The sequence below is a fragment of the Agrococcus sp. AC640b genome (genome assembly GCF_979255995.1).
Map to the genome: position 1 here is coordinate 128,947 of NZ_CEEDMM010000001.1, position 13,565 is coordinate 142,511.

The following is a 13,565-nucleotide window of genomic DNA, read 5'->3' on the forward strand; positions in this document are numbered from 1 at the left end:
ATCGCATGCCGCTGACGGTATGCTGGGAGCACACTCCGACCCCACCGCACCGACAGGGTGCGGAGAGAGGCCGCCGTGCTTGCACTCGTCGCCGCATTCGCCCTCGTGGCCGTCGGCGCGAGCATGCTCAGTCGCGTCATGGGGCGCTGGGTGTTCCTCGTGCCCGCAGCGCTCAGCGCCGCGGGCGCCGCATGGTTCGCTGCGCACGGCCCCGCGGTCGCGGCAGGCGAGGTGCTGCAGGAGCGCATCGAGTGGATGCCGACGCTCGACATCGCCATCGACCTGCGGCTCACGGCGCCCGCCTGGCTGCTCGCGATGGTCGTCACGGGCGTGGGCGCGCTCATCTTCGCCTACTGCGCCTGGTACTTCCGCTCCTCGTCGCTCGCGCCCCGCACCGTCGGCCTCCTCACGGGCTTCGCAGGCAGCATGCTCGGCCTCGTCCTCTCCGACGACCTCGTGCTGCTCGCGGTGTTCTGGGAGCTCACGACCGTCTTCAGCTACCTGCTCGTGGGCCTCAACCACCACGTCCGCAAGAACCGCATCGCCGCGCACTCCGCGCTCGTCGTCACGACGATCGGCGGACTCTCGCTCCTCGTGGGCGTGCTCATGGTGGGGCACGAGGCCGGGTCGCTCTCGCTCGCCGCGGTCCTCGCCGACGCCCCGCACTCCGCCGTCGCCTCCGTCGGCGTCGCGCTCGCCGTCGTCGGTGCGCTCGCGAAGTCGGCCATCGTGCCGTTCCAGTTCTGGCTGCCCGGCGCCATGGCGGCGCCGACGCCCGTGTCGGCGTTCCTCCACGCCGCCGCGATGGTGAAGGCGGGCGTCTTCCTCGTCGTCGTGCTTACCCCGGCGTTCGCCGACCTGCCGTGGTGGCGTCCGTCGCTCATCGTGCTCGGTGCGGTGACGATGCTGCTGGGGGCCGTGCGAGCGCTGCGTCAGGTCGATGCGAAGGTGCTGCTCGCGCACGGCACCGTCAGCCAGCTCGGCCTGCTCATCACGATCCTCGGCATCGGCACGGCGCAGGCGATGCTCGCGGGGCTCGCGATGCTGTCGGCCCACGCGATGTTCAAGGCGGCGCTGTTCATGGTCGTCGGCGTCGTCGACCGCACGTACGGCACGCGCGACCTGCGCAGGCTCGGCGGCGTCGCCCGCGAGCAGCCGGTGCTCGCCGCCGCCGCGATCGTCGCGGCCGCTGCCATGGCAGGCGTGCCGCCTGCGCTCGCGTTCGTCGCGAAGGAGTCCGGGCTCGCGGCAGCCGAGCAGGCGACGCACCTGCCGGGCCTCGACCCGTGGGTCGGCTACGTGGGGCTCATCGCGCTCGCCGTCGGCGCCGCGCTCACCGTCGCGTACACGATGCGACTGGTCGTGACGGTCTTCTTCGGCGCGCGCCGCGACGAGGCGACGACGCCGACGTCGATCGGCTGGGCCATCGTCGCCTTCCCCGTCGCGCTCGCCGCGTCGAGCCTCGCGCTGGGCTTCGCGGGCGACGCGATCACCGCGGTGCTCGAACCCGCCTTCGCACCCGCGATGGCCGCGGACGACATCGAGCACCTCGCGCTGTGGCACGGCGTGACGCTGCCGCTCATCCTCACGATCGCCGCGATCGTCGTCGGCATCGTCGTGTGGTGGTCGATCGGGCGCAGGCTCGGCGAGGTCCACGACCGCGACCCGCTCGAGCGTGGCTTCCGCGGCATGATCCGTGGCATCGACCGCCTCGCCGTCGAGGTCACGGGCCGCACGCAGACCGGCTCGCTGCCGCTGCACGTGTCGGCCATCCTGCTCACGGTCGTCGCCCTGCCAGGCGTCGTCGTGCTCGCCAGCGGCGCGTTCCTGCAGGAGGTGCGCGTCGCCGACGGCATCGGCCAGCTGGCGGTCGCGATCGCCATCACGGTCGCCGCGATCTTCGCCGCCAACACCCGCGGCAGGCTCAAGACGTTCATGCTGCTGTCGGTCGTCGGCTACGGCGTCGCCGTGATCTTCCTGCTGCATGGCGCGCCGGACCTCGCGCTCACGCAGGTGCTGTGCGAGACGGTGCTGCTCGTGCTGCTCGTGCTCGTGCTGCGCAGGCAGCCGAAGTACTTCACCGACCGCCCGGTGCGCTCCGCGCGGTGGCTGCGCGCCTCCCTCGCCGTCGGCGTCGGGGCCGTCGCGTCGCTCGTGACGGTCGCAGCCGCCGGTGCCCGCGTCGCGACGCCCATCTCCGACCGGTTCTACGATCGGGCGTACGACTTCGGGTACGGCTCGAACATCGTCAACGTCACGCTCGTCGACATCCGCGCCTGGGACACCCTCGGCGAGATCGCCGTGCTGCTCGTCGCGGCCACGGGCGTCGCGAGCCTCATCTTCATCCGCACCCGCTCTGCCGACCCGCGCGGCACGCTCCGCGGCGACCGCGGCCGCCCCTCCACGGGCACCGAGCGCTCCGGCGCGTTCCTGCGCGGCGCACGCGGCATCCGCGTCGAGGATGCAGCGCCCGTGCTCGAGATGATGACGCGCCTGATCTTCCCGGTGATGATCGTCGTGTCGCTCTACCTGCTGCTCGTCGGCCACAACCTGCCTGGCGGCGGATTCGCGGGCGGCCTCGTCGGCGGGCTCGCGTTCGCGCTGCGCTACCTCGCGGCCGGCCGCGACGAGCTCGCGAACGCGGCGCCGTTCGACGCGGGACGCCTGCTGGGCGTCGGCATGGCCACGGCGGTCGCGAGCATGCTGTGGCCGTGGCTCATCGGCGGCCGCATCGGCGAGTCGTACCGCATCGACCTCGACCTGCCGATCCTCGGCGAGTCCTACCTCGTGACGACCGTCGTGTTCGACGTCGGCGTCTACCTCATCGTGATCGGCGCCATGCTCGACTTCGTCCGCAGCCTCGGCGCAGGCATCGACGTGCAGGTCCGTCAGGGCCTCGCGCCCGTGCCGATCGCCTCCTCCGACCGCGTCGAGACGGGGGATGCGCGATGATCCCCAGCCTCGCACTCGTCGTGGCGGGCGGCGCGCTCCTCGCGTGCGGCGTCTACCTCATCCTCGAGCGCTCCATCCTGCGCATCATGGCGGGCGTCATCCTCGCCAGCAACGGCGTGAACCTGCTCTTCATGGTCGCGAGCGGCCCCGCGGGACGCTCGCCGATCATCGGCGAGGGGGCGGATGCGATCGCCGACCCGCTGCCGCAGGCGTTCGTGCTCACCGCGATCGTCATCTCGCTCGCGGCGAGCGCCTTCATGCTCGCGCTGTCGTATCGCTCGTTCCAGCTCGACGGCCACGACGAGGTCGCCGACGACGTCGAGGACGCCCTCGTGCGCCGTCGTGCCGACGCCGACCTCACGAGCGCGTCGTTCGCCGAGCGCCCCGGCCTCGGCGACGACACGGAGTCCGGCGGCGTGCAGGCGCCGAACCTCACCCCGGAGGAGGTCGACGCCCTGGCAGACCCCGATGCAGCCACCTCGTCCGACCTGCCAGCGCGCGGCACCGACGACCACGACGCCGCGATCGACCCGCAGGGGAGGGGCTGATGGACGCAGCCAACCTCGTGCCGCTGCCCGTGCTGCTGCCGCTCATCGGCGCGGGCGTCGCGCTGTGCTTCCCGCGCAGCCCGCGCGTGCAGCGCATCGTGTCGGCCACGTCGCTCTCGGTCGTGCTCATCGTCGCCGGGTTCCTCGTGGCGTTCTCCACCGGCGGCCCGCAGGTGCTGTGGGTCGGTGCGTGGCCAGAGGGCCTCGGCATCGTGCTCGTCGCCGACCGGCTCTCGTCGCTCATGGTGCTCGTGTCGAGCATCGTGACGATCACGGTGCTCGTGTTCGCGACGCGGCAGGACCAGGACGCCGGCACGACCGAGGCGCCGGTGTCGATCTTCCACCCGACGTACCTCGTGCTGTCGGCGGGCGTCGCGAACGCGTTCCTCGCAGGCGACCTGTTCAACCTCTTCGTCGGGTTCGAGATCCTGCTGTTCGCGTCGTACGTGCTGCTGACCCTCGGCGCCCCCCGCGAGCGCGTGCGCGCAGGCAGCACCTACATCGTCGTGAGCATCGTGTCGTCGACGCTGTTCCTGCTCGCGATCGCGATCGTCTACGCGGCCGTCGGCACCGTGAACTTCGCCCAGATGTCGGAGCGACTCGGCGACCTCGGCGACGGGTTGCAGCTGACGATCCAGCTGCTGCTGTTGACGGTCTTCGCCGTGAAGGCCGCGATCTTCCCGCTGTCGTCGTGGCTGCCCGACTCGTACCCGACGGCACCCGCATCCGTGACGGCGGTGTTCGCAGGCCTGCTCACGAAGGTCGGCGTGTACGCGATCATCCGCCTGCAGACGCTGTTCTTCCCCGACAGCCCGCTCACCGACCTGCTGCTGTGGGCGGCGCTCGCGACCATGGTCGTCGGCATCCTCGGCGCGCTCGCGCAGAACGAGATCAAGCGACTGCTGTCGTTCACGCTCGTGAGCCACATCGGCTACATGGTGCTCGGCATCGGGCTCGCGACCGAGGCGGGCATGGCGGGTGCGATCTTCTACGTCGCGCACCACATCCTCATCCAGACGGCGCTGTTCCTCGTCGTCGGGCTCATCGAGCGCGCAGGCGGGTCGACGTCGATGTCGAAGATCGGCGGTCTCGCCTCCATCCCCGTGCTCGCGGTGCTGTTCTTCGTCCCGGCGATCAACCTCGCGGGCCTTCCGCCGTTCTCCGGCTTCCTCGGCAAGGTCGCGCTCATCCAGGCCGGCATCGACGTCGGCACCCCGCTCGCGTACGCGCTCGTCTTCGGCGGCATCGCCGTGAGCCTGCTGACGCTGCTCGCGATCATCCGCGTCTGGCACCGCGCCTTCTGGGAGCCGGCACGCGAGGAGGACGCGAAGCACCGTCGCCTGCCCGCGAGCTGGCTCGTCACGGCGGGTGCGCTCGTCGCGGTGACGTGCGCGATCACCGTCGTGGCAGGTCCGCTGTCGAGCTTCTCGACCGATGCCGCGCACGACCTGCGCGACGGCGCGTACGTCGAGGCCGTCGAGGAGGCGGTGCCGTGATGCGCAGCATGCACTCCCGCGTCAAGGCCAGGCTGTCGTGGACGGCGACCATCGGCCTCACCATCGTGTGGGCCGTGCTCTGGGGCGACTTCGCGATCGCGACGCTCGCGCTGGGCCTCGTGGTCGCGATCGTCGTGCAGCTCGCCTTCCCGCTGCCCGACGTGCCCGAGATGGAGCGGTTCCGCCCCATCGCGCTCGCGCGTCTGCTCGCGTGGATCGGCGTGGGCCTCGTGCGAGCGAGCGTCGAGCTGTCGGTCGGGGTGCTCGCCGTGCGACGGCCGGTGCAGCACGCCTTCATCCGCGTGCGGCTGCACACCGACAGCGCCTTCGTGCAGGCGATGACGGTCGAGGTGGTGTCGCTGATCCCAGGCTCCATCGTCGTCGAGCTCGAGCGCGGGGAGCTCGTGCTGCACGTGTTCGACGCGTCGAGCGAGGCGTCGATCGACAAGGCCAGGCGCGAGGTGCGTGACGCGGAGCGCCTGCTCGTGCGGGCCTTCGCCTCGCGCGAGGAGCGCGACCGCTACCAGCAGGAGGTCGCAGCATGACCTGGGTCTTGATCGTCGCCGGCGTGCTGCTGGCGGGAGCCGCGGCCATGGCCATCGTCCGGCTCGTGCGCGGGCCCTCGCCCATCGACCGCGTCATCGCCACCGACGTGCTCATCGCGGTCGTCGTCGGCGCGCTCGCGATCGAGGCGGCCGTGTCGCAGCACTCGTACACCGTGCCGGTCATGCTCGCGCTCTCCCTCGTCGCGTTCGCGGGCACCGTCGCGATGGCACGCTTCGTCGCGGGCCGCACGAGCACCGTCCGCAGCGAGGAGGAGGAGGCATGACTTGGATCTCCGACGCCATGACCATCGCGGGCGCGGTGCTCATCCTGCTCGGCGCGCTGTTCACGGCCATCGCGGCGTTCGGCGTGCTGCGACTGCCGGACGCCCTCGGCCGCATGCACACCGCGTCGAAGCCGCAGACCCTCGGCATCGCGATGCTCGCGGTCGGCCTCGCGCTCGAGCTGCAGCAGCCGGCGGCGACGGGCATGCTGCTGCTGGTCGCGCTGCTGCAGCTGCTCACGGCGCCGGTCGCGAGCCAGATGATCGCGCGCAGCGCCTACCGCGCAGGGCAGTACAAGCAGGAGCTGCTCGTCGAGGACGAGACGACCGACGACGCCCGCTGAGTCCACGCCTGTGCGGGACGTCGGGCGTCATGTGCGCGTGATGGTCCCCTCAGCCGTGGATGCGGCGGCGCGGCCAGCGGTGCGCGCCTCGACGGACGAGGGCGAGGACGTCCTGCTCGACGCCCGGCCAGTCGTCGAGGATCTGCCGGTAGGTCAGGCAGATCACGAGGTAGCCGGCCGCCGTCAGGGCGCGGTCGCGAGCGCGGTCGGCTGACTGGGCATCCCAGCGCGCGTGGTGCTCGGCGCCGTCGCATTCGATGACGAGCCGGTCGCCGATGAGCAGATCCACGCGTCGGCCGTCGATCCACACCTGCGCGCGCACGTGCACCCTGCGTGAGCGCAGCCGCACCCGCGCGATGCTCTCGAGCCCCGATTCGGCGACGTCGACGCGTCGGGTGATGGTGCGCATCCTGGCGGGGGCGCCGAGGCACCATCGCTCGAGCTCGTCGCGGCTCGCGAGCCGGAGATGCAGCAGGGAGTCTGCGACGACGATGGCATCCTCCGCGTTGCCGCAGCGGAGCAGGCATCGGAACGCGGTCTCGACGTCGTCGACGGCAGCGTGGACGGGAGGTGCGACCCCGAAGGGCGAGCAACCCCGCACCGACAGCCGACGCAGGTGCGCCGGCCGACGGACGTGGCCGCGGCCGAGCGACTCGGGCACCCAGGCACCGCGAAGGCGAAGCGCGTCCGCGCACGCGACGCAGCCGTGCGACCCGACCGCGGCGGCGACGCGCGCGTCCGCGTCCGCTCGCGGGTACCAGCCTCGTCGAACACGGCGAAGCCGCCCATCGGCGAGCGCGGAGTCGCGGTCGGGCCTCGAGACGCCGAGCGCATCGAGCTGCGCAGCCGTGAGGACGCCGAGCCTCAGGAGCGGGGGATCGATCACCCGACGAGCATGCTGCGAGCCCGAGCCGCGACCGGTCGGGTGCGGTGGCGCTGTGGATCGTCCGCCGGATCCACGCCTGTGCGGGACGTCGGGCGCACATGCCACCCGATGCTCCGAACTCGCGTGATCTCGGCGCGACGAGCGCGCCCACGGCGCTGCGCGTCGGCTACGATCGAGGCACAACTGCAGAACACGGCCGTCGCAGCCCATGCGGAAGAGTCGCCTCGCGCGACACCGAAGGAGCAAGCACTCCCCGCCAACCTCTCAGGTCCGAAGACCGCATGCGCAGGCCGCTCAGGAGCATCCGTCGACCGGTGCGACTGAGGGGGAGTCCCGACCACGGAGGACTCTCATGACCCTGCACACCCCGCTCGAGGCGCGACACGTCGCCGCCGGAGCGCAGCTGACCGAGTTCGGCGGCTGGATGATGCCGCTGCGCTACGGCTCGGACCTCGCGGAGCACGCGGCCGTCCGCGAGCGCGCCGGGCTGTTCGACCTCAGCCACATGGCCGAGCTGCGCGTCGGCGGTGCCGATGCAGGCGCGTTCCTCGACCACGCACTCGCGGGCAGGCTGTCGGCGCTCGAGGTCGGGCAGGCACGCTACACGCTGCTGCTCGCCCCCTCCGGCGGCATCCTCGACGACCTCATCGTGTACCGCACGGGCGCGAGCGAGTGGCTCGTCGTCGCAAACGCAGGCAACCGCGACGCGGTCGTGGCTGCCCTCGCCGAGCGCGTCGCGGGCTTCGATGCGACGATCGTCGACGAGACCGAGTCGACGGCGCTCATCGCCGTGCAGGGCCCTGCGTCGCAGGCGATCGTCGAGGCGATCGGCCTCGAGTCGGACCCGCTCGACGAGCTGCGCTACTACCGCGTCGCCGAGGCCGTCTTCGAGGGCGAGGACGTGCTCGTCGCCCGCACGGGCTACACGGGCGAGGACGGCTTCGAGCTGTACGTGCCCAGCCACGCCGCCGAGGACCTCTGGGATGCGCTCGCACGCGTCGGCGCGCCGCTGGGGCTGACGCTGTGCGGCCTCGCCGCCCGCGACACCCTGCGCCTCGAGGCGGGCATGCCGCTCTACGGCCACGAGCTCTCCATCGACACCCTGCCTGCGCAGGTCGGCGTCGGCCGCTCCGTCGCGCTGAAGACGAAGGGCGACTTCGTCGGGCGCGCGGCCGTCGAGGCCGGCCCCGCCGCCGACGCGCCCGTGCTCGTCGGCCTCGTCGCCGAGGGGCGCCGCGCGGGTCGCGCAGGCTACCCCGTCGTCGACGGCGACGGCGACGCCGAGGTCGGCGTCGTCACCTCCGGCGCCCTCTCGCCGACGCTCGGCCACCCCATCGCGATGGCGCTCGTGCGGCCCGGCCACTCCGGGTCGCTCGCCATCGACGTGCGCGGCACGCGCATCCCCGTCACCATCGTCGACCTCCCCTTCTATCGCCGTCAGGAGCGAGCATGACCACGCAGTACACCGCAGATCACGAGTGGGTTCGCGCCGAGGGCGACGTCCACGTCATCGGCGTCACCGACCACGCGCAGCAGCAGCTCGGCGACGTCGTCTACGTCGACCTGCCCGCCGTCGGCCGCACGTTCGCCGGCGGCGAGGCGCTGGGCGAGATCGAGTCGACGAAGTCGGTCGGCGAGCTCTTCGCACCCGCGGACGGCGAGGTCGTCGAGGTCAACGACTCCGTCGCCGACGACCCGACGCTCGTCAACCAGGACGCCGAGGGCGCGGGCTGGCTCGTGAAGGTGCGCTTCACGTCGGAGCCCGAGCTGCTCGACGCCGCCGCCTACCAGGCGACGCTCGCCTGATGCGGGCCTTCCGCGACCGCCACATCGGCACGTCGGCGGCTGCGCAGCAGACGATGCTGCAGCTGCTCGGCCACGACTCGCTCGAGGCGCTCATGGATGCGGCGGTGCCGGCGGGCATCCGCTCGACGCCGGAGGGCATCGGCGCCGCGCTCACCGAGCGCGAGGCCACCGAGCGGCTCGCGGAGCTCGCGCGCCGCAACACCGTCCGCCGCAGCGCGATCGGCCTCGGCTACCACGGCACGATCACGCCCGCCCCGATCCGCAGGAACATCCTCGAGAACCCGTCCTGGTACACCGCCTACACGCCGTACCAGCCGGAGATCTCGCAGGGCCGGCTCGAGGCGCTCATCAACTTCCAGACGATGGTCTCCGACCTCACGGGCCTCGACACGGCGAACGCGTCGATGCTCGACGAGTCGACGGCCGTCGTCGAGGGCATGCTGCTGGCCCGCCGCGTGTCGAAGTCGACCTCGAACGTCTTCCTCGTCGACGCGGATGCGCTGCCGCAGACGAAGGCGCTGCTCGCGCACCGTGCCGAGGCCGTGGGCATCGAGCTCGTCGTCACGCCCTTCGACGGCGAGACGGTCGGCGACGACCTGCCAGAGGCGTTCGGCGCGTTCGTGCAGTACCCGGGCGCCTCCGGCCGCGTGTGGGATCCGCGCCCCGTCATCGACGCGGTCAAGGCATCCGGCGGCGTCGCCGTCGCGGGCGCGGACCTGCTGGCGCTCGCCGTCATCGAGTCGCCGGGCGAGCTCGGCGCCGACATCGCCGTGGGCTCGACGCAGCGCTTCGGCGTGCCCATGGGGTTCGGCGGCCCGCACGCGGGCTACCTCGCGGTGCGCGCGGGCCTCGAGCGGCAGATGCCCGGCAGGCTCGTCGGCGTCTCGAAGGATGCCGACGGCTACCCCGCGTACCGGCTGACGCTGCAGACGCGCGAGCAGCACATCCGCCGCGAGAAGGCCACGAGCAACATCTGCACCGCGCAGGTGCTGCTCGCGGTCATGGCGGGCATGTACGCCGTCTACCACGGCGCCGACGGCATCCGTCGCATCGCCGAGGACGTGCACCTCGCGGCCCTGCGGCTGCAGGCGGCCGCTCGCGCGGCCGGCGTCGAGGTCGTGCACGACGACGTCTTCGACACCGTGCGGCTGCGGCTGCCCGGCCGTGCGAGGCAGGCGGGCGAGACGGCGCGCTCGCGCGGCGTGCTCGTGCACGTGATCGACGAGGACACCCTGCAGGCGTCGGTCGACGAGGTGTGGGCCGAGACGGGCATCGGCGACCTGCTCGCCGCGCTCGACCTCGCCGACGCCGGTGCCGTCGCCCCGTCGATCGCGATGCCGCGGACGACGGAGTACCTCACGCACGAGGTGTTCGCGAGCCACCGCTCCGAGACGTCGCTCATGCGCTACGCGAAGCGGCTCGCCGACAAGGACTACGCGCTCGACCGCGGCATGATCCCGCTGGGGTCGTGCACGATGAAGCTCAACGCGGCGACCGAGATGGAGCCGGTCACCTGGCCGGAGTTCGCGGAGCTGCACCCGTACGCTCCCGCCGCGGACGCCGCCGGCACCCTCGCGATGATCGACGAGCTCTCCGAGTGGCTCGCAGCCCTCACGGGCTACGACGTCGTCTCGCTGCAGCCGAACGCGGGCAGCCAGGGCGAGCTCGCAGGCCTGCTCGCGATCCGGGGCTACCACCGCTCCCGCGGCGACGAGGGGCGCGACGTGTGCCTCATCCCCGCGTCGGCGCACGGCACGAACGCGGCCTCGGCCGTGCTCGCGGGCATGCGCGTCGTCGTCGTCGCGACCGACGAGGCAGGCGACGTCGACCTCGCCGACCTCGAGGCGAAGATCGACGCCAACGCCGACCGGCTGTCGGCCCTCATGATCACCTACCCCTCGACGCACGGCGTCTACGAGGAGGGCGTGCGGCGCGTGTGCGAGCTCGTGCACGCTGCGGGCGGCCAGGTGTACATCGACGGCGCCAACCTCAACGCGCTCGTCGGCCACGCGTCGTTCGGCGACGTGGGCGGCGACGTGAGCCACCTCAACCTGCACAAGACGTTCTGCATCCCGCACGGCGGTGGCGGGCCCGGCGTCGGCCCCGTCGCGGCCAAGCGGCACCTCGCCGAGTTCCTGCCGCGCGACCCGCGCGAGGCGCCGATCACCGTCGACGGCCTCGTGCTGGGCGACCGGCCCGTGTCGGCGGCGCCGTGGGGCTCCGCGTCGATCCTGCCGATCTCGTGGAGCTACGTGCGCATGATGGGCACCGAGGGCCTCACGGCGGCGACGGCAGCTGCCGTGCTCGCAGCGAACTACGTCGCGGCACGGCTGCGCGAGCACTTCCCGGTGCTGTACGCGGGCCCCGGCGGGCTCGTGGCGCACGAGTGCATCCTCGACCTGCGGCCGCTGAAGGAGGCCACGGGCGTGACGAACGACGACGTCGCGAAGCGGCTCGTCGACTACGGCTTCCACGCACCGACGATGTCGTTCCCCGTCGCGGGCACGCTCATGGTCGAGCCGACGGAGTCGGAGGACCTCGCCGAGCTCGATCGCTTCTGCGACGCGATGATCGCGATCAAGGAGGAGGCCGAGCGCGTCGCTGCGGGGGAGTGGTCGCTCGAGCAGAGCCCCCTGCGTCGTGCGCCGCACACGGCGGGCAGCATCGTGCGCGACTGGGATCGTCCGTACTCGCGCGAGGAGGCCGTCTTCCCCGTGCCCGGCGTGGAGCACGCGAAGTACTGGCCGCCGGTGTCGCGCATCGACCAGGCGTTCGGCGACCGCAACCTCGTGTGCGCGTGCCCGCCGCCCGAGGCGTTCGCGTAGCGGATTCGCGCGCTGACCGCCGGCTGCGGCCGGCGGTCAGGGTGCGTCCGTAGGATCGTCGGCGCATCCTCGATGCGCTCGAGACTCCCGGAGGTGGCCATGCGCCGTGCGCGCCCGCTCGCTGCAGCGATCGTCGCGACCCTGCTGCTCAGCGCGTGCGGGGCGTCGTTGCCTGCGAGCGTCGTCGAGGGCAGCGAGGTCTCCGTCGGCTGGCAGGGCGAGCTGACGAGCGTCAACGTCGCATCTCGCGAGGGGCTGACCCCGGCGAACCTCGACGTCGCCGCGGCGACCCGGTCGCAGTTCGCGTCGATCGGTCAGGACGGCACGCTCGTGGCCAACACCGAGCTCGGAGCGGTCGAGATCGTCGACGAGGACGCCTTCACGGTGCGCTACGACGTCGCCGACGGCGTGCCGTGGTCCGACGGCGTGCCGCTCGACGCCGCCGATCTGCTGCTCGCGTGGGCAGCGGGGTCGAACGCGCTCGCACCCGAGGGCTTCGATCCCGCAGACGCGGTCGACGAGACGGGCGAGCTCGTCGTGCCCGACGACGTGGCATGGTTCGACGTCGCGGAGGCGGGTGGGCTCGCGCTCGCGGACGGCGAGCCCGACGTCGACGAGTTCGCACGGTCGATCGACATCCCGCTGTCGTCGCCCGTCGAGGACTGGCAGACGATGCTGCAGGTCGCGGTGCCTGCGCACGTCGTGGGGCAGCTGGCGTTCGGCGTCGAGGATCCGATGGAGGCGAAGCAGGCCGTCGTCGACGCGATCCGCATCGCCGACCCCGAGGCGCTCGCAGCGATCGCCGCCGTGTGGAACGACGGCTTCGCGATCGACGGCGACCCCGATCCTGGCCTGCTGGTCTCGAGCGGACCGTACGTCGTCGCCGACGTGCGCGACGACGGGGTCGTGCTCGAGGTCAACCGCCGCTTCGCAGGCTCGACGCCCACGATCGAGACCGTCGAGCTCACCGTGCTGCCTCCCGATCGTCTGCTGACGGCCGTCGGACCCGATCTCGACGTCGTCGAGGTCGAGCCGACGGAGGAGAACTTCGTGCCGATCCGCGACCTCTCGCGCAATGGCTTCACCCTCATCCCCGTCGACACGGGGTCGATCTGGACGCTGCAGCTGCGCGGCGACCGCGGCGTGCTGCAGTCGACGCTCGCCCGCCGATCGCTGCTCCACGCCATCCCGCGCGACGCGGTGATGGAGGCCGGAGCCGGGCAGTGGGCGTCGAGCACGTCGTCGACGGACTCGGTGCTGTTCCCCACCGGCAGCGACGGGTACTCCGTGTCGCAGGAGGATGCCGGCTTCGCGGCCGCGTGGGGAACGTCGGACGCCGAGGTCTCCGCCCTCGAACGGGAGCAGGCGGGGGTCGCGGCCGGCACGGCCGTCTGCGTCGTCTACGACCGCACCGAGCCGTACGCGGTGCGCGCGTTCCAGGCACTCGCGCTCGGCGTCGCCGAGTCGGGCTGGGCGGTGGCGGACTGCGGCGCCGACGACGTCGACGCTCGCATCGCGGAGGGCGGCTGGGACGCGGTGATCGCGCAGGTCGAGCTACCGACGACTGCGGCGGAGGTCACGGCACAGTGGGGCACGGGCGGGCCTGAGAACCTCACGGGCATCGGCGCATCGGATCGCGACGAGTGGATCGCGTCGTCGGGGACGCGCACGGAGCCGTTCGCCGAGCGCGACGACCTCGTGCTCGTCGAGACCTCGATCGTCGCGCAGGCCGTCGTGCTGCCGCTGTCGAACGTCATCGTAGCGACCGTCGTGGGGCCCGACGTCGAGAGCGTGCAGCCGCGCAACGGACCCGACGCCCGGCTGACGTGGCAGCTCTCGCAGTGGGCGCTGCCCGACGCGTAGCGGTCGCGGGCGGCTCGTC

General features: G+C 72.4%; 11 protein-coding genes and 1 riboswitch. Of the genes, 10 read left to right on the forward strand and 1 reads right to left on the reverse strand.

Features of this window, described 5'->3' with window-relative positions; all coding sequences use genetic code 11:
• Positions 1-75: 75 nt before the first annotated feature.
• From ACZ6H8_RS00690 to mnhG, 6 genes are read left to right on the forward strand one after another with little or no spacing between them, the layout of a single operon-like run.
• On the forward strand, positions 76-2,952 hold the full coding sequence (locus ACZ6H8_RS00690; protein WP_464143424.1) for a Na+/H+ antiporter subunit A: 2,877 nt from the start codon (positions 76-78) through the stop codon (positions 2,950-2,952).
• Entirely contained in the window at positions 2,949-3,500 is a 552-nt protein-coding gene (locus tag ACZ6H8_RS00695; RefSeq protein WP_464143426.1) for a Na(+)/H(+) antiporter subunit C, read from the forward strand. Before ACZ6H8_RS00690 ends, ACZ6H8_RS00695 begins: the two co-directional genes overlap by 4 nt.
• A complete protein-coding gene (locus ACZ6H8_RS00700) occupies positions 3,500-4,996 on the forward strand; it encodes a Na+/H+ antiporter subunit D (protein ID WP_464143427.1) in 1,497 nt (498 codons plus the stop codon). Before ACZ6H8_RS00695 ends, ACZ6H8_RS00700 begins: the two co-directional genes overlap by 1 nt.
• Complete coding sequence (locus ACZ6H8_RS00705; RefSeq protein WP_464143495.1) at positions 4,996-5,541, forward strand: Na+/H+ antiporter subunit E; 546 nt, start codon at positions 4,996-4,998, stop codon at positions 5,539-5,541. Before ACZ6H8_RS00700 ends, ACZ6H8_RS00705 begins: the two co-directional genes overlap by 1 nt.
• Entirely contained in the window at positions 5,538-5,825 is a 288-nt protein-coding gene (locus tag ACZ6H8_RS00710) for an MrpF/PhaF family protein (protein ID WP_464143429.1), read from the forward strand. The genes ACZ6H8_RS00705 and ACZ6H8_RS00710 overlap by 4 nt, the downstream gene beginning before the upstream one ends.
• Positions 5,822-6,166 carry a monovalent cation/H(+) antiporter subunit G gene (gene mnhG / locus ACZ6H8_RS00715; protein ID WP_464143430.1) on the forward strand — a complete coding sequence of 115 codons (345 nt, stop codon included), beginning with the start codon at positions 5,822-5,824 and terminating at the stop codon, positions 6,164-6,166. The genes ACZ6H8_RS00710 and mnhG overlap by 4 nt, the downstream gene beginning before the upstream one ends.
• A 49-nt stretch (positions 6,167-6,215) precedes the next feature.
• Here mnhG and ACZ6H8_RS00720 read toward each other — a convergent pair whose 3' ends face one another.
• Positions 6,216-7,052 (reverse strand): endonuclease domain-containing protein, encoded by an 837-nt coding sequence (locus tag ACZ6H8_RS00720; RefSeq protein WP_464143431.1) that lies wholly within the window; start codon positions 7,050-7,052, stop codon positions 6,216-6,218.
• 201 nt (positions 7,053-7,253) lie between these two features.
• Positions 7,254-7,342: riboswitch (glycine riboswitch) on the forward strand.
• A 62-nt stretch (positions 7,343-7,404) separates the two neighbouring features.
• Between ACZ6H8_RS00720 and gcvT the strand changes: the two genes are divergently transcribed.
• From gcvT to ACZ6H8_RS00740, 4 genes are all read left to right on the forward strand, one after another.
• A complete protein-coding gene (gcvT, locus tag ACZ6H8_RS00725; protein ID WP_464143432.1) occupies positions 7,405-8,505 on the forward strand; it encodes a glycine cleavage system aminomethyltransferase GcvT in 1,101 nt (366 codons plus the stop codon).
• Complete coding sequence (gene gcvH / locus ACZ6H8_RS00730; protein WP_464143434.1) at positions 8,502-8,858, forward strand: glycine cleavage system protein GcvH; 357 nt, start codon at positions 8,502-8,504, stop codon at positions 8,856-8,858. Before gcvT ends, gcvH begins: the two co-directional genes overlap by 4 nt.
• Entirely contained in the window at positions 8,858-11,683 is a 2,826-nt protein-coding gene (gene gcvP, locus ACZ6H8_RS00735) for an aminomethyl-transferring glycine dehydrogenase (protein ID WP_464143436.1), read from the forward strand. The genes gcvH and gcvP overlap by 1 nt, the downstream gene beginning before the upstream one ends.
• A gap of 99 nt (positions 11,684-11,782) precedes the next feature.
• On the forward strand, positions 11,783-13,546 hold the full coding sequence (locus tag ACZ6H8_RS00740; protein WP_464143437.1) for an ABC transporter substrate-binding protein: 1,764 nt from the start codon (positions 11,783-11,785) through the stop codon (positions 13,544-13,546).
• Positions 13,547-13,565: the final 19 nt, after the last annotated feature.